Genomic DNA, 20,579 nt, shown 5'->3' with positions numbered 1-20,579 from the left:
TTAGATGCAAACTACAAGGTAAGAGCGTAATGCAGTGAAATTAACTTAACACGCTTAAAGTGAGACGTCCAGCAGTGGCGAAAAAATTCACCACTGCCGAACAAACACCGCGCCGGGCTTAGGCCAGGTTGGCGTTCAGGAACTCTTTCAACTGCCCTTTAGACAGTGCGCCAACCTTGGTTGCCGCAACTTCGCCGTTCTTGAACAGCAGCAGAGTTGGGATACCGCGGATGCCATATTTTGGCGCCGTACCCGGGTTGTCATCAATGTTCAACTTAGCGATGGTAAGTTTACCTTCGTACTCTTCTGCGACTTCGTCGAGAATTGGGGCGATCATTTTGCAAGGACCACACCATTCAGCCCAGAAATCTACCAGAGTGACACCGTCTGCTTTCAGTACGTCTGTGTCGAAACTGTCATCGGTCAAGTGAACGATCTTATCGCTGCTCATGTTTAACTCCAAAAGATTGCGCCTGGCGAATTGGCGGAAATGATACCAACGTAGGTTGACTTTATTTCATCGGATACGCTTTCGTAAAGCGCTAGTAAGCTGATATTCTACCACACTATGAGCAAAACACACTTAACTGAACAGAAGTTTTCCGACTTCGCCCTGCACCCTCAGGTGGTAGAAGCCCTTGATACCAAAGGCTTTTCTAACTGCACGCCTATCCAGGCGCTCGCATTGCCTTTTACGCTTTCAGGGCGTGATGTTGCGGGTCAGGCGCAAACCGGTACCGGCAAAACGATGGCGTTCCTGACGTCAACGTTTCATTATCTTCTTTCTCATCCTGCCGCAGAAGGTCGCCAGATCAATCAGCCACGTGCGCTGATCATGGCCCCGACGCGTGAGCTCGCCGTACAAATTCATGCCGATGCAGAACCGTTAGCCAAGGTCACTGGCTTAAAGCTGGGCCTGGCTTATGGTGGCGACGGCTACGATAAACAGCTGAAAGTGCTGGCTGATGGTGTCGATATTCTGGTGGGCACCACCGGACGTCTGATTGACTACGCCAAGCAGAACCATGTCAACCTGGGCGCGATTCAGGTTGTTGTGCTGGATGAAGCCGATCGCATGTTTGATCTCGGCTTTATTAAAGACATTCGTTGGCTGTTCCGCCGCATGCCGCCGGCCACCCAACGCCTGAGTATGCTGTTCTCTGCAACCTTGTCTTACCGCGTGCGTGAACTGGCGTTTGAGCACATGAACAACGCCGAATACGTGGAAGTGGAACCCGAGCAGAAAACCGGCCACCGTATTAAAGAAGAGCTTTTCTACCCTTCAAATGAAGAGAAAATGCGCTTGCTGCAGACGCTGGTAGAAGAAGAGTGGCCAGATCGCGCCATTATCTTTGCGAACACCAAGCACCGCTGTGAAGACATTTGGGGCCATCTGGCTGCCGATGGTCATCGCGTGGGTCTGCTGACGGGTGATGTGGCGCAGAAAAAACGTCTGCGTATCCTCGATGACTTCACCAAAGGCGATGTGGATATCCTGGTTGCCACCGACGTCGCGGCACGGGGTTTGCACATTCCTGCGGTAACGCATGTGTTCAACTACGATCTGCCTGACGATCGCGAAGATTACGTGCACCGTATCGGTCGTACTGGCCGCGCGGGCGCCAGCGGTCACTCCATCAGCCTGGCGTGTGAAGAGTACGCGCTGAACCTGCCGGCAATCGAAGAGTACATCGGTCACGGTATTCCGGTTAGCAAGTACAACAGCGATGCCTTGCTGAATGAACTGCCACCGCCGAAGCGTCTGCAACGCAGCCGCTCGGGTAACGGCCCACGTCGTGGCGGGAACAACAGTAACCGTCGGAGCGGCGCGCCGCGCAATAGCAACCGTAAACGTTCGGGTTAAGCACACCATGCTAAGCGCATCGTCACTTTATGCAGCGATTGATTTAGGTTCTAACAGCTTTCATATGTTGGTGGTGCGCGAGGTGTCTGGCAGCATTCAGACCGTCGCGCGGATAAAGCGCAAAGTGCGTCTGGCGGCTGGCCTCGACAAAGCGAATCACCTCTCCGCTGAGGCGATGCAACGCGGCTGGCAGTGCCTGAAGTTGTTCTCTGAACAGCTGCAGGATATTCCTCCGGAACAAATCCGCGTGGTGGCAACCGCCACGCTGCGCCTTGCCGAAAATGCGCAGGATTTCCTCACAACGGCTGAACAGATTCTTGGCTGCGCGGTGAATGTTATTAGCGGCGAAGAGGAAGCACGCCTGATTTATCAGGGCGTAGCGCATACCACCGGCGGTTCCGATCAGCGTTTAGTGGTCGATATCGGCGGCGGCAGCACTGAACTGGTGACCGGCGAAGGTGCACATGCCACCACGCTGTTCAGCTTGTCGATGGGTTGCGTAACCTGGCTTGAACGCTACTTCAGCGATCGTCATTTGGCCAAAGAGAATTTTGAGCAGGCCGAACTGGCCGCGCGCGAGATGATCCGTCCGGTGGCTGCTGCGCTGCGCGAGAAAGGCTGGCAAATCTGTGTCGGGGCATCGGGCACCGTACAGGCGTTGCAGGAAATTATGATGGCGCAGGGCATGGATGAGCGCATCACCCTAAGCAAACTGCAACAGCTGAAACAGCGCGCGATTCAGTGCGGCAAGTTGGAAGAGCTGGAAATTGAAGGATTGACGCTGGAGCGCGCCTTAGTGTTCCCGAGCGGTTTATCGATTCTCATCGCTATCTTCCAGGAACTCAGCATTGAAGGCATGACGCTAGCCGGCGGCGCACTGCGCGAAGGTTTAGTGTATGGCATGCTGCATCTGCCGGTGGATCGTGATATCCGCAGCCGCACATTGCAGAACGTGCAGCGTCGTTTTGCCATTGATATTGACCAGGCCGGTCGCGTACGTCAATTGGCGGAAAGTTTCTTCCGTCAGGTGAGCAGCAGTTGGAAGCTGGATAACCGATGTCGCGATCTACTCCTTAGCGCCTGTTCTATCCACGAAATTGGCCTGAGCGTCGATTTCCGCCAGGCACCGCAACACGCCGCTTACCTGATTCGTCATCTCGATCTTCCTGGCTTCACTCCCGCGCAGAAAAAAATGCTGGCTTGCCTGCTGCAGAACCAAAGCGGCAGCATCGATTTAGCCTTGCTGACCCAGCAAAACGCCGTACCGCCGCGCATGGCGGAGCGTTTAAGTCGTTTGCTACGCTTAGCGATTATCTTCTCAAGTCGTCGTCGCGATGACACTTTGCCTGCCGTGCGTTTACAGGCGGATGATGATGCGCTGCATTTGACGTTGCCAGCCGGTTGGCGCGAAGTGCATCCGCTGCGTTCTGAGCTGCTGGAGCAAGAGAGTCATTATCAGTCCTACGTGCACTGGTTACTGACGATTTCCTGATTGGAAATGTGCTGGCTGTCCCCCATCCCGACCTTCCCCCGCAAGCGGGGGAAGGAGATGCTGCCACATGCAGTTCCATCACTAACATGTGGCAGCATCTTCCTCCCCCATTCATGGGGGAGGACCGAGGAGGGGGACTGCGAGCACGGACCGAGGAGGGGGACTGCAAGCACGGACCGAGGAGGGGAACTACGACCACTAACCGGGAACTCAACCCTTCTTCGCATTCTCCAGCATCGCTCTTAACCCAGCGACGCGCGTCTGTCCGGTCTTCACGCGCTCTTCGGCGCTTACCACTTTTTTCTCGCGTTCCCACACCACATCGTCCTGCGGCAACTCCAGCAGGAAGCGACTCGGTTCCGGGCGCATCAGCTCGCCATACTGGCGGCGTTCACGGCACAGCGTAAAAGTCAGCTCTTTCTGCGCCCGGGTAATCCCCACGTAAGCCAGACGCCGCTCTTCCTCGATGTTGTTCTCATCGATGCTGCTCTGGTGCGGCAATAACCCCTCTTCCATGCCAACCAGATAGACATACGGAAACTCCAGCCCTTTTGAGGCGTGCAACGTCATCAGCTGCACCTGATCGAGCTCCTCGTCGCTTTCACCGCGCTCCATCATGTCGCGCAGCGTAAAGCGCGTCACCACCTGCGCCAGCGTCATCGGCTCGTTCAGCTCATCGCCTTCCAGCATCTCGGTCATCCACTGGAACAGCAGGTTAACGTTCTTCATGCGCATCTCAGCGGCTTTCGGGCTGGGCGAGGTTTCAAACAGCCAGCTTTCGTAGTCGATGCCGCGAATCAGGTCGCGCACCGCATTCACTGGCTCGCGTTCGGTCAGTTGGACGATTTCACTCAGCCAGTGCGTAAAGCGCTGCAGATGCTCCAGCCCGCGCCGGCTCAGCGTTTGCTCCAGCCCCATATCGAAGCTGGCGTTATACAGGCTTTTATTGCGCAGGTTGGCCCATTCGCCCAGCTTCTGCAGCGTTGCCGGACCAATCTCACGGCGCGGCGTATTCACGATACGCAGAAACGCGCTGTCATCTTCCTGATTGGTCAGCACGCGCAGATAAGCCAGCAAATCTTTGATTTCCGGGCGTGAGAAGAACGACGTACCGCCCGAAATACGATACGGAATACGGTTCTGCATCAGCTGCTTCTCGAACACGCGCGACTGATGATTGCCGCGATAAAGAATGGCGTAATCTTTGTAGGCGGTTTTGTTGATGAAGTGATGCGCGATCAATTCACCCGCTACGCGTTCCGCTTCGTGGTCTTCGTTATTCGCGCTCAGCACCTTCAGCTCGCTGCCCTGCCCCAACTCTGAGAACAGGCGCTTCTCAAATACGTGCGGATTGTTGGCGATAAGGATGTTGGCCGATTTCAGGATGCGCTGCGTCGAGCGATAATTTTGCTCCAGCTTCACCACTTCCAGCGCCGGGAAATCCTGCTGCAGCAGCACCAGGTTTTGCGGACGCGCGCCACGCCACGAGTAAATTGACTGATCGTCATCGCCCACCACGGTAAAGCGCGCGCGCGCACCCACCAGCAGCTTGACCAGCTCATATTGGCTGGTGTTGGTGTCCTGATACTCATCCACCAGCAGATAGCGGATGCGCTGCTGCCAGCGTTCGCGCACTTCCTGATTGCGCTGCAGCAGCAGCGTGGGCAGCGCGATTAAGTCGTCAAAATCCAGCACGTTGCAGGATTTCAGATGTTGGTCGTACAGCTGATAACAGTGAGCAAAAATCTGATCACGCTGCGATTGCGCCAAACCCGCTGCGCCCTGCGGATCGACCAGATCGTTCTTCCAGTTGGAGATGGTGGAAATCAGCTGCTGTAACAGCGTCTTGTCCTCTTCCAGCCACTGTTTGGTCAGGTCTTTAAGCAAGGCCAGCTGATCCTGATCGTCGAACAGCGAGAAGCTGGCTTTCATTCCCAGCGCCTTGTATTCGCGTTTAATGATCTCCAGTCCCAGCGTATGAAAGGTGGAAATCATCAGGCCGCGTGCCTCTTTACGCCCCAACGTCTGCGCCACGCGCTCTTTCATCTCGCGCGAGGCTTTATTGGTAAAGGTTACGGCGGCGATATGGCGCGCCTGATAGCCACATTCGCGGATCAGGTGGGCGATTTTGTTGGTGATCACGCGGGTTTTACCCGAGCCAGCACCGGCCAGCACCAGACAAGGACCGGTGACAAATTCGACAGCTCGTTGTTGGCCGGGGTTTAAACGCATAACGGAATTCGCTCAGTTGAATCAAAAGAAAGGAGGTTATAATGGCCGGATTATACACATTAGGACTTCATCATGGCGAAAACCGCGGCGGCTTTACATATCCTCGTGAAAGAGGAAGCGCAGGCCAAATCCCTGCTGGCGCAACTTGAGAAAGGGGCGAACTTCCAGCAGCTGGCAAAGAAACACTCTACCTGCCCATCCGGACGCAACGGCGGTGATTTGGGTGAGTTCCGTAAAGGACAAATGGTACCGGCATTTGATAAGGCGGTCTTCTCCTGTCCGCTGCTACAGCCTTACGGACCGGTGAAAACCGCCTTTGGTTACCACATCATCAAAGTGCTGTGGCGTAACTGATCACTTCTGATTCTTCATCTGCTGCAGCACATTACTGCACTGATTGTCGTCAGTATCGCTAGGCGAAATCAGTGCGATCAACGCGGCGGCGGGAGCAACCACCGCCCCGAGCGCCACCGCTGCGGCACCGCGTGCAATCAGCGGTCCGGCTTTCACCCCGGCATCCGGATTTTTAAAGGTGCCGCGCACATACAGCGGCGAACGCAGCGTGATGATGCGAATCCCTTTACTCTCCGGATTGATCGACAAGTCCATGCGTTCATTCGCGAAATTAACGTTGCCGGTCACGTTGATCACCGCGTTCTCGGTATCCAGCAGGAACAGTTTCGGCGTCGCTAAGCCCTGACGAATATTCATATCGGTCGCCGCGCAGTTGATCTTCACTTCATCATCGCCGAACAGCTTACCCACCACATAGTTACCGACGTTCAGTCCGGCAATCTCCATCAGGCTACGACTGATCAGGCCATCATTCATCAGTAGCTTAAGTTCGCCATTGCTGGTGCCGAGCAGATCCGCCACCGAATTGCCGGTGCCGCTCAGCGAGGCATCGCCGTTGAGCTGGCCCAAACTGTTCTGCATCGCCGTGACATCCGGGAACAGCTGACGCAGACGCAGCTTACGCGCGTGCAAATCGGCACGTCCGCGCATCGGGCTGCGATTGCCCTCCAGATGAATGGTGGAGTTGATGCTGCCGCCGGCCATACCGAAGCGCAGCGGATCGAGCAGCAGGTCGCCGTTTTTCAGCTGCAGATGCGTATAGAGATCGCTGAGCGGCAGCTTGCTGCTGTGTTCGATGCGTTTGCCGCTGAACTTCACATCCGCATCCATCACGTCCCAGCTCTTGGTATCAAACTTGTCGTGTGGCAACACGCGATCGGCAGGCTGCGATGAGGCTTCGCCGCGCTGCGCTTTGGCCTGCTGCGTTTTCTCGCTGCCTTTGCCGGAGTTGACGCCAATCAGCGGCCCCAAATCTTCCATCCGCAGCTGGTTCGAGGTCAATTCACCGGTCAGCGTTGGACGCGGTTTGCCCTGACGATAGGTGAGCGAGCCGTGAATATCGCTGTCGCCGATGTGGCCGTTAAACTTCTCGTAGCGGAATAGCGGCCCTTTCGCCTCATTGAAACGCGCAATCAAATGGCCGTCAGTTTCATAGGGCGGCGTATCGGGCAGCAGCACGCCGGTCAGGCCATACAGATTGGCCAGCGTATCGCCCGCGAAGCGCAGACGCACATCAAGTCCGCCAAGATTGAGCGGATCCTGCAAGGTACCGTCAATACGTACACGCGTGGTGCCATTACGCACATCCACCTGCAGCGGGAACGGCGTGGTTTTACTGCGCAGCGATAGCATGCCGCCAATTTTGCCGTCGCCATCCAGCTTCTGATTGTTGTAGGTGCCGTTCGCCTGCCAGCCAAAGACAAAATCACCCGCGCCTTTCTGCTGATCGTCACCGCCCGCTACTTGGGCGTACGGCACCGGTTTGCCCAGCGGATTGATGGTCACTGTGACATCGGCTTTATTGACGGCGTCGCGATAGCGCACTTGTCCCTGATCGAACAGGATGTTGTCGAGGCGGAAGGACCAGGCAGAAGGCGCGGCGTTAGCATCGCTGTTCTGGCTGCTGGCGAGATCAAAGGTCCAGTTATTCTTTTTGTCTGCGGTTTGCACCAGCCGCGCATCCGGCTTTTGCATCTTGATCCACGGCAGGTAGATCTGCTGATGCAGCAGCGCCAGCGGCGCAATGGTGGCTTCAACCCGCTGCAGATGCACCATGGTGACATCAGGAATAGAGGGCGGATTGCCGAGCATCACATCATCGGCATGCACCTGCGGCCACGGCACCCAACTGCGCCAGCCAGGTTCCTCACGGTTGCGAACCCAGGCCACGCCGAGATCGCCGCGAATCGCGAAAGGTCGGTTCAGTTCGGCTGAAACTTTTTGATTAATCGTTGGTTTCAAGCGGTTCCAGTCAAAGGTGGCGATGAGCACCACAATCACTACAACCAATAACAAAAAAATCCCGAACACCCAGCTCAGGATCTTTCGAGTACGTGACATATTGCTTCCTCCTTGCCCTTCCACGTCTGACTAAGGATAGTCGAGACGCCGCGGAACGGGATCAGGGAAGCTCAAGTGCCATACGTTCCAGCTCGCTGAATGGCACCGGACGCGAGAAGAAGTAGCCCTGCGCCGCCATCGCTGGCGAGCTACGCACCTGTTGCCACTCCTCTTCGGTTTCGACGCCTTCAACGATGACGCCGTTGCAGTAACGGTTAATCAACGCCAGCAGCATCGAGAACATCGAGCGGCCTTCATCGCTGGCGCGCAGCAGCATAAAGAGCTCGCGCGAGAGTTTGATGTAGTCGTAACGCAGTTCGGTCAGCGCGGAGAAGTTCGCCATGCCAGAGCCAAAATCATCCAGCCACAGCGGTCCGAGTTCCGGCATCTTCGCCACCATCTCTTCCTGCGGCAGCGCATGATGCTCCGTTAGCTCGAAGCGCACCCACGGCAGTTGCGCAATCAGCGTGCGAATCGACTCATGCTTCTCAATCTCCATCAGCGTTGGACCGTCGATATTAACCGACGCCACCAGCTGACGCTGATTGAAAAACGCTGACCATTTTATCAGCAGCTCGAGTTGTTCCTGGACGACACCAAGCCGCTGCGCGATAGTCAGTGCTTCAAAATAGTCTTCGGGCGACAGCCTTTTTTCTGGCGCGGAGGGATGGGTAACCGCCGTCAGTAATTCAATAGCCAGCATGCGGCCTGAGACCTGGTAAATCGGCTGGAAAGTATAGAATCGTTGGCACTGCTGCCAGAAGAGACGCGTTTCCTGTTGTTGCTCCAATTCATTTGAAACAGGCAGCCGATGACTCAAATTCTTCATCACCATGGTATTTTCCTGGTTGGTGTTGAGTGCCTGCAAATAGCATCTCAGCGGCAAGTATCGGCGATCGCCGGGATAACTTTATCAATCTCGTTAGTCCCATGAAGAGTTGAGTGTAACAGCGTGCTTCGCACTTAATCGGCAAAACAAAACGCGCTTTGGCCGCTAAATCACCGTGGCGCAGGCGGTTTGCTGCCTTAAGTTAAATCAAAACATCGTTTTAAAAACCATTGACGACTGCCATACCAGACGCGAGACTAAGGCAGAATTCACTACAGGCTGAAGACCATGACGCAGAAGAAAATCGCTATTATTGGCGAATGCATGATTGAGCTGTCCGAGAAAGGTGAGAACATCAAACGCGGTTTTGGCGGCGATACGCTGAACACGGCGGTGTATCTGGCGCGTCAGTCAGATAAACAGCTGCGTGTCGATTATGTCACCGCACTCGGCACCGACAGTTTCAGTAACCAGATGATCGCCGCCTGGCAGCAGGAAAAGGTCGAAACCGCGCTGGTTCAGCGCCTCGACAATAAAATGCCGGGTTTGTACTTCATCGAAACCGACGACCACGGCGAGCGGACCTTCTGGTACTGGCGCAACGACGCCGCCGCCCGTTTCTGGCTGGACAGCGCGCAAGCGGACGCGATTTGCCAGCAGCTGGCGCACTATGATTATCTCTATTTGAGCGGCATCAGCCTGGCGATTCTGCCTGCGACCAGTCGCGAAAAACTGATGACGCTGCTTAGCGCCTGTCGTCAGAACGGTGGCAAGGTGATTTTCGATAACAACTATCGTCCGCGTCTGTGGGCCGATAAAGCCAGCGCTCAGCAGGCGTATGCCGAGATGCTGCGTCATACCGACATGGCATTTCTGACGCTCGACGACGAAGATTTGCTGTGGGGCGAGCAGCCGCTGGATGCGGTGATTGCTCGCACACGCGCTGCGGGCGTGCAGGAAATTGCCATCAAACGCGGTGCGGACTCCTGTCTGGTGGCGGTTGGCGATGAGCCGCTGCGCGAGGTCGCCGCCATCAAGCTGGCGAAAGAGAAAGTGATCGATACCACCGCGGCTGGCGACTCCTTCAGCGCTGGTTATCTGGCGGTGCGTTTAGCCGGAGGAAGCGCCGAAGATGCCGCCGCACGCGGTCATCTCACCGCCAGCACGGTGATCCAGTATCGCGGGGCGATTATCCCGCTCAGCGCGATGCCGCGTTAATCCAGGTGCGCATGTTGTAGGGTCGCCATTTATGGCGACCAAACGCATAAACACTGCTAACCAACCCGCCCGCGCAGTTTGCCTTAACGCAGCATTTTTCCCTGCTAATTTCCGCTAACGACCTGACTCATCCACTTCTGTAACAAAACCGGTATGACTTCTTCACTCGCGCTAATCAGATCGATTTAAATTCAATGCGTTATGGCACGAAATCTGGCCGCCAGGCATAGTCCGAAACTGGCGTAATCGGCGGTTTTCGGCTGGACGCCAGCGGCAAAAGAGACCATGTTTTAATCAACAACAGCAGGACGCTGTTACTCCGGCCGCGAAAAAATAACGACAACATGACTCGCTCAGGACTGACTTATGCACACAGAAATCATCAATATCTGGCCACACGGTGATGCGCCAGGCGCGAGCGATTCGCGCGCTCAGCCGCAGATCGTCGATCTCGCCAAAGAGTACGAACCTTATGACCGCGCCGCCACCGGCGTGCGCTGCCCGGAAATTGCCATCTGGCATCCGGAAACCTCGAACGGCATCACGCTGCTGGTCGCGCCGGGCGGCGGTTATCAGCGGGTATTGATCGACCGCGAAGGCAGCGCGCTTGCCACTTTCTTCACGTCAATGGGCTACACGCTGGCGGTGATGACGTATCGCCTGCCGTATGACGGTCACCATGAAGGTCCAGACGCGCCGCTGGCCGATGCGCAGCGTGCGGTGCGCGTGCTGCGTGAACGTGCGCAGCGCGGATTGAACGGCAAATATATTGTGATGATGGGTTTCTCGGCGGGCGGACACGTTGCCGCCAGCCTCGGCACCCGCTTTGGCGAGAAACTTTATCCAGTGCAGGATCAGGCCGACAGCTTCACGCCGCGCCCGGATGCGATGGTGCTGCTCTATCCGGTGATCAGCATGCGTGAAGGTCTGGCGCATGAAGGTGCGCGCACCCGCTTGCTCGGCGCATGGCCGGATCAGAAGATGGTTGATGCTTATTCGCTGGAGACGCGCGTGCACGCACAAACGCCACCGACGCTGCTGATTCACGCCTCCGATGATGAATCGGTTTCGGTGAACAACAGCATGGTGTTCTTCAGCGCGCTGCGTGAGCACAAAGTGCCGGTGGAGATTCACTTCTACCAGAAAGGCGGCCACGGATTTGGTATCCGTGGCGTGGCGGATTTACCGCTCGCCAGTTGGCCGATGCTGGTAACCGAATGGCTACGTGCTAAGACCTAATGGTTAGGATGATGGCGCGGTCTGATCCGCCGCGCCTGCGCTGTTATCCGGTTTCACTTCTTCCGGACTCGCGGGTACCGCTGGCGGTTCGGGTAGCTTCATCACTTTATCCCAGCTTTCCTGCAGCATCTTCACGTTGGTCTCAGCTTCACCCTGCGGCTGAATCAGCACCATGGTCAGCTCCTGCGACAGTTGCTGGCGCAGTTCCTGATTTAGCTGGTCGCGCGTCATTTCGCTGAGGAAGGTTTGACGCAGCTTCTGATACTGCTCAGGCGCAATGTCCACCACCGCGTTTTGCTGCGAGCGCAGACGCTGGCCCATCAGAATATCGGTGTCGGTGCGGGCGTATGTGGCAAACAGCTTGTTGAGCTCCAGCAGCTTCTGCGCCATCAGCGCATCAAACTCCTCCTGCGGTAACCCTTTGTCACGCACCGCCGCCAGCTCTTTCGCCACCTGATTCATATTCTGCGGCAAAGAGGCGTTCGGGCTGTCCATGTTGATTGAGCACTGCGCGCGTTGATAAAGCACACGGCAATCGAAGCCAACCTGCACGCTTTGCGCTTTGCTGTCAGCCAGCGCGCGCTGCACATGCCAGAACAGCGCTTCACGCGCTAAATCGCTCTGCCAGTAGCGCTGCAAATTTTGCGAATCACGAATCGGCTGCCATGCGGTGTCCCACACCAGCGACAGGCGATCCTGATTCATGCCGCCATTCACCAGATTCACCGGCTGATGCGGCAGCGGTGACAGCGTCGGTAGCGCGGCAGGTGCGACACGCTTGCCTTTCAGCGGCGCAAAAGCTTTGTTGATCTGCTCCGCCATGCTGCGGCTATCGACATTCCCCACCACGTACAGCGTCATGCCGTCTGGCGTGTACCACTGTTGATAGAAGCTGTTGAGTTGGGCGATATCCACAGGCGCGCGCGGTTGTTCGCCCGGATCGTGCGCCAGCATCGCCGAGCCTTTCAGGCGATAGCGCCACCACACATCCTGCGTATTGGCGGGCCAGGTGGCTATCGGATCGGTCGCCATTAATGCGGTAGAAACCACCTGCTCATTAATCGTCATTTTCCCGGCGGTCGCCGCCAGCCAGCTGAGCGCTTCTTTCAGCAGATCAGGGCGGTTATTTGGCAAGCTCAGGTTGTATTGGGTGTAATCGTACGACGAAATAGCGGGTGGCAGCGGACGTTGCGGATCCATGGCTTGCTGCCACAGCGCACGTTGCTGATTGGTGTCCAGCGTGGCGTTATGCACCATCGCTAAACGCGGTAAAAGATGGCTATAGCCGGTTTGTTGCGCACTCTCCACCAGCGAACCGGTGTTAACAATCAGGCGCAGCTCAATACGATCGCTTGGACGTTGTGGTGTGGTTAGCAGTTGCCAGCTAAAACCATTGTCCAGTTTGCCTTCCTGCCAGGCGGGATCGGGTTGGAGCGTCTCGGCGTGCACGCCAAAACCGGACGCTGCCAGTAGCAATCCGCCAACCAAAAGCCGAATTCTGGTGCCCTGCATGTGAACCCCTACTCAAACAGATCAACGCTCGTTAGCGCGGCATGTTCGGTCACATCTGGGGTGACCGGCGCGGCATTGTGCCGCCACGTTTATTTGATAACAGACTCTTTGACCACGAGAAGGTCAGGATGTCGCGCAACGAGGCAAAAAATCGGGAAAAAAATCAATGGGGTTTATTATGCAAATGCCCGCTGTCAGGGCAAGCGACAGCGGGCATTTCTCGGCAAATTAACGCAAATAGCAGGTTATGCGGCGGTTTCTGGTGCGTTATTCACCTTTTTCCCGGCAGAAAGCGTCGCATTCAGTTGTTTCTCATCCAGCTGGCCGACCCACTTCGCCACCACGATGGTCGCCACGCCGTTGCCCACCAGATTGGTCAGCGCACGCGCTTCGGACATAAAGCGGTCGATACCGAGAATCAGCGCCAGGCCCGCAACCGGTAAATGGCCCACCGCTGACAAGGTCGCCGCCAGCACGATAAAGCCACTGCCGGTTACACCCGCTGCGCCTTTTGAGGAGAGCAGCAGCACCACTAACAGCGTGATTTGGTGGAACACATCCATATGCGCGTTGGTCGCCTGAGCGATAAAAACCGCCGCCATGGTGAGGTAAATCGAGGTGCCATCCAGGTTGAAGGAGTAGCCGGTTGGAATCACCAGCCCCACCACCGATTTCTTACAGCCCAGCTTCTCCATCTTATCCAGCATGCGCGGCAGCGCAGACTCGGAAGATGACGTGCCCAGCACAATCAGCAGCTCTTCTTTGATGTAGGCGACAAATTTAAAGATGTTGAAGCCAGCGAAGCGTGCAATCAGCCCCAACACCACCACCACGAACAGCACGCAGGTGATATAGAAGCAGATGATCAGCTGCCCCAACTGCACCAGCGAGCCGACGCCATATTTACCGATGGTGAAGGCCATCGCCCCGAAGGCACCGATTGGCGCGAGACGCATAATCATGTTGATCACGCCGAAGATCACTTTTGAGAAGCTCTCAATGACGTTGAACATCACGGTGCCGGCGCTGCCCAGGCGATGCAGGGCGAAGCCGAACAGGATAGCGAACAGCAGCACTTGCAGAATGTTGCCGCTGGCAAAGGCACCAATGACGCTATTCGGGATCACATCCAGCAGGAAGGCGACCACACCTTGCTGCTCTGCCTGCTGCGCATAAACCGCGACCGCTTTGGCATCCAGCGTGGCCGGATCAACGTTCATGCCCGCGCCAGGCTGCACCACGTTTACCACCACCAAACCGATGATCAGCGCGATGGTGCTGACCACTTCAAAGTACAGCAGCGCCACTGCGCCCGTACGTCCAACGGCTTTCATGCTCTCCATGCCGGCAATACCGGTCACCACCGTACAGAAAATCACGGGGGCGATGATCATCTTGATCAACTTAACGAAACCATCGCCAAGCGGCTTCATTTGCGCGCCTAACTCAGGATAGAAGTGGCCCAACAGGACGCCGATGCCGATGGCAACCAGTACCTGAAAATAGAGGCTTTTTAAGATTTTCATAACAGGTGTCCAGTAAGACGGTTCGCACCGCCATTGTTGTGGAGAACGCATGCGGCAAGCCGCCAGAAGCGTAAAACCTTACCGATGGCGAGGAAAATAACACCCTGTTAACAAGATTAATATCCCCTACTATTCCTTACAAAAGTTACAAAACTCTAACTATGAACTGAAACGCTTCAGCACAACGCTTCACTGCATTTTTGTAAGGAAAATCAATAACCAAGGTGATTATTCAGGGAGTTGCGAGCTATTGAGCCAGCGTTGATTAAAGACGTGGAGCGGCAGCGCTTCAGCGTATAAGTAGCCTTGCCCTATAGTAATTCCGCGCGCCAGCAGCCAGTCGCGCTGCTCGGCGGTTTCCACACCTTCGGCGATGACGTCGAGGTGAATGATGTCGGCAATCGCCGCCACGATACGCACCATGGTGTCGTCATCCGGCAGCGCGGCGACGAAGCTGCGATCCATTTTCAGCTTATTTACCGGCAGCGCTTTGAACTGATGCAGATAGTTGAGGTTGGAGTAGCCCATTCCGAAATCATCGAGCGCAACCGCCACACCGGTTTGCTGCAGCAAGCGCAGTAGCGCAATCGCCTGTTCGGCATCGCCAATCTGCGCGGTTTCGGTGATTTCCAATACGAAGTTGCCCGGCGCGATGCGATGGCGCTCCAGCAAGCCCTGCAAATGGCTGACCATGCTGGCATCACGCAGCTGCACCGCCGAGATATTGACGCTGAGCGGGATGTTAATGCCCTGCTTCTGCCAGCCGGCCAGAATGCGGCAGGCTTCTTCAAACACCCAGCGGCCAATGGCCGAGATCACGCCAATCTCTTCGGCGCTGGCAATAAACTCTTCCGATAATCCGTAGCTGCCATCCGGCATGCGCATGCGCAGCAGCGCTTCGGCACCGGCCAGCTCGCCGGTTTCCATATTGATTTGCGGCTGGAGATAAAGAGCAAACTGCTCGTCCTGCAGACCTTGCAAGATGTCGTGTTCCTGCGTTAAACGCTTTTGCGCCCGCTCGGTGAGCGCCGGATCGAAGAACAGAATCTGGTTTTTGCCCTGATGCCGCGCCGACATCATCGCCGAGGTGGCGCGATCGAGCTGTTCGCTGGCCGAGATGCTGCTCTCTTCGTGCAGCGCCAAACCAATGCTGGCGTTCGGGCGCAGCTGCAGCTGTTGCAGGTTCACCGGCTGATTAATGCGAATCATCAGGTTACGCGCCAGGCGCATGGCGCGGAACGGATTATGCGCGCGTTTCATCAGCAAGGCGAAGTCGCTGGGCCCGGTTTGCGCCAGCAGTGAGTGATCGTCAACGGTGCTGCGAATCTTCTCCACCAGCGTCAGCATCAGCGTATCGCGCTGCTCATCACTCAGCACGCCGTTGGCTTCCTGCAACGTTTCAATGCGAATCACCATCAAACCCCACGCCTGACGATTGTGGCGATGGCTGATGTGCTGTTCGAGCAGCGCAAGGAACAGCGCGCGATTGGGCAGATCCGTAACGGCAAAATGCGTGGTCATGCGGCTCATTTCGTCGTGAATCGACTCCAGCACCTGCTGGTTGCGGTTATAGCTGCGGATCAACATGCCGATTTCATCATCGCGATGATTATTAGGCAGCTTCATTTTGTGGGTCAGAATCGCCTGCGGCGGCAGCTCCTGCAAATCACGCGAAAGGTCGCGCAGCGGATGCACAATCAAGCGGTTAATACACCAGCTAATGGCGATCGAGAGAATCAGCGCCAACAGCAGATAGGTGGTGATCATGGTGGATAACGTGCTGAGCAGGAACTGATAAACGCGCGAGGAATCGGCCTGCAGTACCAGATAGGCAATCGGCTTCGGCAAGCCGGAACGCTCCACCGAATAGAGCGGCAGCGTGATTTGCACCGGCAGCTCAAACAGGCGCGCGACCCAGCGCGGCACCGGTTTCTCCGGCGCGAAATCGGCGTGCAGCGCCTGGAAGGCATTCGGCAACACCACATCGGCGCGCGATAAAATACCGGCCGGTTTCAGGGTATTAAGGATGCGTTCGGCTTGCGGAATATCGGCTTTGAGCACCGCTTCGGAGAGTGGCTGACGCACGGTGTGCGCCACATTTTCCATTTGCTGGGCGTAGTCAATCCTGCGCTGCTGCACAAAGTGAAAGAGCTGGATGACAATAAAGATGCAGATGGTCACCATCGCCACGGCGGAAACCGTCGCCATCTGCTTTATCGTTAGAGAACGACTGACGCGCAACAAAACTTCTCCAGGCCACCAAAGGCGTGTAATGAGATGAAATTCGCAGCGAGTATATCCCAGGTCACGCGTTTTTTTCGCCGGGATAAAGGCGAAAAATAAGCAAGTTTGGTTATTTATGAAGTGATTCGGAATTATGCAGGTTTTGACGCGCATTCAAGCGCAACCGTAGATTCGCAATCAATAGCGTAGTGCTTGCCAGTGAAGAAAGTATTTTGGTGCGGGCGCCAGCGCCTCCAGCCAATGAGCCCTTTTCAACAACATTCACTGAAGGTTCGGAGCAGGCCGGGGCCACTTTTGGGCCGGCAATCCGCAGCGCTGAACGAAGCGAGGAAGCCAGGAGAGCCCGCAGGACGCGGGCGAAAGGCGGAGCCGGGACAGGGAGGTCCCGTCTCCGCCGGTCCGACAGGCAGACGAGCGAAGTGAAGGTACCGCGCTAGCGGCGCGAGGACCGCCGGACCAACAGTGGCCCCGGCCAGCGTATTCATCGTAGGCTTATTACGCCATTAATGGCGCCCTACTGCGGATACGGCACCCAATCGCCGCCGTTGAGGCGGATCCACGGTTTACCCTGATACATCATCACCACCGCGTTATCGTTCTCAGACACCACCGGCGTCTGCGGCAAATTATCGGTCAGCACCGACATATTAACGTTCGGCGCGTTAAATACCTGGCCATCCACCACGCGCGACACGATTTCCGAGATCGCCATCAGGCTGGTAGGCGTCTCCACGCTAAGCGGCTGGCCCTGATGCGGTGCTTTCATGCCAACAAACTTAATGCCGACCGGCACATGGGTAATATCCGGACTGGGGATATCACGCAATCCTGACATCTGCATCTTGTCGCCCTGCAGCGCCGCGCCGTGTTCCGGCACCACCAGCACCATCACGCGACGGCCCGACTTCTCCAGATTGGTCAGGAAGGCATCGAGCTGATCAAACAGCACTTTGGCGCGCGGCTGCCAGTCTGCGCTGCGCGTACTGCCCAACTCGCGCGTACCGTCATGCAGCGGAATCAGGTTATAGAAGGTCGCGGAGCGCGCATCGCTGCTCTTGGTGCGATCGTCGAGCCAGCGCTGCATCAGCTGCGCATCATTAAATACCGGCGAGCCATCAAATGACGTCACCTCCGGCGAGATGCCCGCCTGCGACATCAGCGGCGCCTGCAGATTGCCCTCTTCACGCAGTTCCTTGAGATAGTTACCAAACACGCCGGTGTGATCCATCATCAATTGCTGTTTAAAGCCTAGCTTCGCCAAATTATCAAACAGATAGCAGCGCTGATCGGTGGCTTTGTACAGATCGCTGTGCGAGCTCTGGCCGCAGCTGGCGCGCAGCAGACGAATCCCCGCCGGGCCGCTGTAACCGGTGGCAGAGTTGTAGTTGTTAAGCAGAATATCGAAGTGCTGCCACAGCGGATGATTACGCAGCTGCGCGACGTTCAAATCCGACCACGACAGCGAACAGATGTTGATAACCAGAATATCGAACGGCTGCGAATCAGCTGGCAAGGCGTCCGGGAAATGGGTCGCACGCTGGCGCTCGGCGTCGTAAAAACGGTTGAGCCACGCAGTAAGATTGGCGCTGGTTGGCGGCGCGGATTGATCGAGGCCATCTGGCGCTTTCGCCGCTGGCGTATCGTTGAGCTTCACCGTCGGCGTGGCGGCGCTGGTCGGCAGTAAATTCATTGCCGGTCCGGCGATCGTCAGCACGTTAAGCCAGATCAGCATCAGCGACACCAGCACGGTGACGCGAATCCACTGCGCGACGAACAGATACAGCACCAGCAGCACAAAGCCCGTGCCAATCATCTCCCAGTTGATAAAGCGATTAGCAAGATCGAGCAGATAGCTGGGCGAGAAGCCCGCCAGCTGGCTGCCCTGGCTCATAATCGAATTGAGTCCCGGCAGCCAGGTATCGTGCCAGAACAGCGCCACGCCAATCGGCAGCGAAATCCACTGACGCAGGCGATGCAGCCGCGCGCCCGGCAGCGGGAACAGCAGCCACGCCAGAAACACCAGATTACTCAGCGCGTGAAAATTGAGGTAGCCGTACCACAGCAGCGCAAATTTGATCAGGAAGTAAAAGTTCCAGCCGCCGAGGCCGCGCCACCACGAACCGTGCATCGTGAATCTGTTATTCATGTTTATCCGTTTTATTGGTTTTGCGTTGCCACTGTCCTTCTGATTTTAATGCGCGCGTCGGCAGCAAACGCCGCAGCGGATTGGTGCCGCTGCGCGCTCGTCCGCGCCCAAACAGTGATGTCAGGAACAGCAAAATCAGTAACAGCAGGATCGCCACCTGCACCCAATCCATCAGCGTCATTGGTGGCTTACTCCGTCGAGGTTGAGGGTAATCGGCTGCGGCGTTTGTGCCCCGCGCTCAGGCGCGGCGGTTTGCGTGCTGACTGGCGCAGCGGCCAGCGGCACGGTTTGCCTGTCACGCTGCGCCACCGAGGTTAACTGCCGAATTTTATCCGCCTCCGACACGATCTGATTGTCTTCAAACCAGACGATACGATTGCTAAACAGCTCGTCGTGCGGCAGCGAGAAGATCGACTTCAGCGCGATATCCAAATCATTGAATCGGCATGAAGAGAGGAACAGATAGATGCGGTCATTCACCAGCGTCACCAAATCGCCGAAGCGGCGCGGTTTACACAGCGTCAGAATCTGTTCGGGTTTCAGCTGCGGCACCGCGCGCAGCGCCACCAACAAGCCTTTGTCATTTTCCGGCAGCAGCGTATTGCTCATCAACTGCTGCACCGCCGCGCAAAAGGCATCCAGCGGTAAAAAGCCTTTCTGCTGTAGCGGCTGCAGCGCCTGCATCAGGTCATGGAGATTGGCAGGCACATGGCGCGAGAACTGCTGCCCCTGAATCCCTTCCAGCGTGGTCAGAAAGCGCGACAGGCTAGCCGCGGTCGGCACAATGGCATTCACCCCGCAGGCCAGCAGCAAACGCTCATCACTGTAGCGCAGCGTGGTAGTGATTTCGCGCACCACAATCTTAAGCGCGCTACCGCGTGAGCGACGCAAACTATGGACCATCGTTGCTAAAGAATTAATGTCTTGATTATGAACCAGACTAAAGATGACCGTGGCGGCATTCGCCTGCTGGGCACGCGAGAACACACTTTCATTGTCACTAAATAATTGCCACTGCACAGAAAGTGGCGGTGCGCCTTCCAGCACACCTTCTTGCGCAAGGAATTGGTTTTCATCATTGCGGCTTAAGGGAATATTTTGTTCCGCTTGATTAACGGCAATAAATTGATTATCGACATAACTCAAACGGATAGCGCGGTCGGCCAGCAATTTATCTGCCGCATACCACCAGTTAATTCGATATTGCCAACTGTCCTGCTGAAACTCTAAATGTGCGAGACCATCAAGCTGGCGAAAATAACCTTGCAGATGATTACGCAAGTGAATTATTGACGTACCGGAGGTGATCATTAACAGCGTAATTTGTTTTTTAGATAACAAACGGCGCATTCGCTTAAGCCAGAGGATTAACTCGTCGGGCGATAATTTCCCCCACAGCGCGGCATTACTATAAAAAATTACCAGGCCGCTGCGGCTATTCAGCACGCGGGAAAAATCACTTTCCAGCTGCTTTAAGCTGCTTTTATTTGCCGGCAGTGAAAATAACGGCATACGCGCCGGACCGCCGATGGGATCTGGCGTCAACAGCGCCTGCGGTTTCTCGTCCGCACTAATGAGCGTAGCCGCTTTTTGCTGGCTAACCACCTGACGCAGCAGTATTCGCGCATCTTCCTGACGCTGGCTGGTAATCCAGTAAAACCCTGGATTCTGCAGAGTATTTAATTCCTGCTGAATCTGCTGCAGGCCAAGCGCATAATGTTTTTTCATATTTGATTCGCGATCGATACAATCCAGGCTAGTTTAATCGAGACAGCCACAATTGGAACGGGTGAAATAAAAAATAGCGTATTGGTGAAAATCATATTGATCTGTGGATAGCATTTGTCTTTACTTCAGGTTTA

At 56.0% G+C, this 20,579-nt stretch carries 15 protein-coding genes; 5 read left to right on the top strand and 10 right to left on the bottom strand.

The window, feature by feature from the left end:
• Positions 1–118: 118 nt before the first annotated feature.
• Positions 119–451, bottom strand: a complete 333-nt coding sequence (gene trxA / locus K5Y32_RS21235) for a thioredoxin TrxA (protein WP_008105741.1) — start codon at positions 449–451, stop codon at positions 119–121.
• Positions 452–568: 117 nt separating this feature from the next.
• Here trxA and rhlB point away from each other — a divergent pair, with 117 nt between their 5' ends.
• A complete protein-coding gene (gene rhlB / locus K5Y32_RS21230) occupies positions 569–1,864 on the top strand; it encodes an ATP-dependent RNA helicase RhlB (protein WP_222185706.1) in 1,296 nt (431 codons plus the stop codon).
• A 7-nt stretch (positions 1,865–1,871) separates the two neighbouring features.
• Complete coding sequence (gene ppx, locus K5Y32_RS21225; protein ID WP_222185705.1) at positions 1,872–3,356, top strand: exopolyphosphatase; 1,485 nt, start codon at positions 1,872–1,874, stop codon at positions 3,354–3,356.
• Between the two features lie 210 nt (positions 3,357–3,566).
• On the opposite strand, the gene rep is transcribed toward ppx, so the two are convergent.
• On the bottom strand, positions 3,567–5,588 hold the full coding sequence (gene rep / locus K5Y32_RS21220; RefSeq protein WP_222185704.1) for a DNA helicase Rep: 2,022 nt from the start codon (positions 5,586–5,588) through the stop codon (positions 3,567–3,569).
• A 72-nt stretch (positions 5,589–5,660) separates the two neighbouring features.
• Between rep and ppiC the strand changes: the two genes are divergently transcribed.
• A complete protein-coding gene (gene ppiC / locus K5Y32_RS21215) occupies positions 5,661–5,942 on the top strand; it encodes a peptidylprolyl isomerase PpiC (protein ID WP_008105734.1) in 282 nt (93 codons plus the stop codon).
• On the opposite strand, the gene K5Y32_RS21210 is transcribed toward ppiC, so the two are convergent.
• Both K5Y32_RS21210 and pdeH read right to left on the bottom strand, forming a co-directional pair.
• A complete protein-coding gene (locus K5Y32_RS21210) occupies positions 5,943–8,003 on the bottom strand; it encodes an AsmA family protein (protein ID WP_222185703.1) in 2,061 nt (686 codons plus the stop codon).
• Between the two features lie 61 nt (positions 8,004–8,064).
• Positions 8,065–8,838 carry a cyclic-guanylate-specific phosphodiesterase gene (gene pdeH / locus K5Y32_RS21205; RefSeq protein ID WP_222185702.1) on the bottom strand — a complete coding sequence of 258 codons (774 nt, stop codon included), beginning with the start codon at positions 8,836–8,838 and terminating at the stop codon, positions 8,065–8,067.
• 282 nt (positions 8,839–9,120) lie between these two features.
• On the opposite strand from pdeH, the gene K5Y32_RS21200 reads away from it, so the two are divergent.
• The gene (locus K5Y32_RS21200; protein WP_222185701.1) at positions 9,121–10,050 is read left to right on the top strand and encodes a sugar kinase; all 930 of its coding nucleotides are present in this window, start codon (positions 9,121–9,123) and stop codon (positions 10,048–10,050) included.
• Between the two features lie 366 nt (positions 10,051–10,416).
• Positions 10,417–11,289 (top strand): alpha/beta hydrolase, encoded by an 873-nt coding sequence (locus K5Y32_RS21195; RefSeq protein ID WP_137384896.1) that lies wholly within the window; start codon positions 10,417–10,419, stop codon positions 11,287–11,289.
• 3 nt (positions 11,290–11,292) lie between these two features.
• On the opposite strand, the gene K5Y32_RS21190 is transcribed toward K5Y32_RS21195, so the two are convergent.
• The 6 genes from K5Y32_RS21190 to bcsE form a co-directional block, all read right to left on the bottom strand.
• Positions 11,293–12,801, bottom strand: a complete 1,509-nt coding sequence (locus tag K5Y32_RS21190) for a pitrilysin family protein (protein WP_101763783.1) — start codon at positions 12,799–12,801, stop codon at positions 11,293–11,295.
• 245 nt (positions 12,802–13,046) lie between these two features.
• Complete coding sequence (locus K5Y32_RS21185; RefSeq protein ID WP_222185700.1) at positions 13,047–14,327, bottom strand: dicarboxylate/amino acid:cation symporter; 1,281 nt, start codon at positions 14,325–14,327, stop codon at positions 13,047–13,049.
• 228 nt (positions 14,328–14,555) lie between these two features.
• The gene (gene hmsP, locus K5Y32_RS21180; RefSeq protein ID WP_206098225.1) at positions 14,556–16,568 is read right to left on the bottom strand and encodes a biofilm formation regulator HmsP; all 2,013 of its coding nucleotides are present in this window, start codon (positions 16,566–16,568) and stop codon (positions 14,556–14,558) included.
• Positions 16,569–17,085: 517 nt separating this feature from the next.
• Positions 17,086–18,717, bottom strand: coding sequence for a cellulose biosynthesis protein BcsG (bcsG, locus tag K5Y32_RS21175; RefSeq protein ID WP_222185699.1), 1,632 nt, complete (start codon positions 18,715–18,717; stop codon positions 17,086–17,088).
• Entirely contained in the window at positions 18,710–18,898 is a 189-nt protein-coding gene (locus K5Y32_RS21170) for a cellulose biosynthesis protein BcsF (protein ID WP_222185698.1), read from the bottom strand. Before K5Y32_RS21170 ends, bcsG begins: the two co-directional genes overlap by 8 nt.
• Complete coding sequence (gene bcsE, locus K5Y32_RS21165; protein ID WP_222185697.1) at positions 18,895–20,445, bottom strand: cellulose biosynthesis protein BcsE; 1,551 nt, start codon at positions 20,443–20,445, stop codon at positions 18,895–18,897. The genes K5Y32_RS21170 and bcsE overlap by 4 nt, the downstream gene beginning before the upstream one ends.
• Positions 20,446–20,579 lie beyond the last annotated feature (134 nt).

It is taken from the genome of Pantoea sp. DY-15, assembly GCF_019795935.1.
GTDB lineage: Bacteria > Pseudomonadota > Gammaproteobacteria > Enterobacterales > Enterobacteriaceae > Pantoea > Pantoea leporis.
Note: the sequence above shows the minus strand (reverse complement) of the source record. Positions and strands in the feature narration are given on the sequence as shown.

Excerpts from the sequence above, each read along its gene's own strand:
- K5Y32_RS21185 (WP_222185700.1), bottom strand. The coding sequence starts at position 14,327 with ATGAAAATCTTAAAAAGCCTCTATTTTCAGGTACTGGTTGCCATCGGC.
- K5Y32_RS21210 (WP_222185703.1), bottom strand. The coding sequence starts at position 8,003 with ATGTCACGTACTCGAAAGATCCTGAGCTGGGTGTTCGGGATTTTTTTG.
- ppx (WP_222185705.1), top strand. The coding sequence starts at position 1,872 with ATGCTAAGCGCATCGTCACTTTATGCAGCGATTGATTTAGGTTCTAAC.
- rep (WP_222185704.1), bottom strand. The coding sequence starts at position 5,588 with ATGCGTTTAAACCCCGGCCAACAACGAGCTGTCGAATTTGTCACCGGT.
- K5Y32_RS21195 (WP_137384896.1), top strand. The coding sequence starts at position 10,417 with ATGCACACAGAAATCATCAATATCTGGCCACACGGTGATGCGCCAGGC.
- K5Y32_RS21200 (WP_222185701.1), top strand. The coding sequence starts at position 9,121 with ATGACGCAGAAGAAAATCGCTATTATTGGCGAATGCATGATTGAGCTG.
- K5Y32_RS21190 (WP_101763783.1), bottom strand. The coding sequence starts at position 12,801 with ATGCAGGGCACCAGAATTCGGCTTTTGGTTGGCGGATTGCTACTGGCA.
- bcsG (WP_222185699.1), bottom strand. The coding sequence starts at position 18,717 with ATGAATAACAGATTCACGATGCACGGTTCGTGGTGGCGCGGCCTCGGC.
- pdeH (WP_222185702.1), bottom strand. The coding sequence starts at position 8,838 with ATGGTGATGAAGAATTTGAGTCATCGGCTGCCTGTTTCAAATGAATTG.
- bcsE (WP_222185697.1), bottom strand. The coding sequence starts at position 20,445 with ATGAAAAAACATTATGCGCTTGGCCTGCAGCAGATTCAGCAGGAATTA.
- rhlB (WP_222185706.1), top strand. The coding sequence starts at position 569 with ATGAGCAAAACACACTTAACTGAACAGAAGTTTTCCGACTTCGCCCTG.
- trxA (WP_008105741.1), bottom strand. The coding sequence starts at position 451 with ATGAGCAGCGATAAGATCGTTCACTTGACCGATGACAGTTTCGACACA.
- ppiC (WP_008105734.1), top strand. The coding sequence starts at position 5,661 with ATGGCGAAAACCGCGGCGGCTTTACATATCCTCGTGAAAGAGGAAGCG.
- K5Y32_RS21170 (WP_222185698.1), bottom strand. The coding sequence starts at position 18,898 with ATGACGCTGATGGATTGGGTGCAGGTGGCGATCCTGCTGTTACTGATT.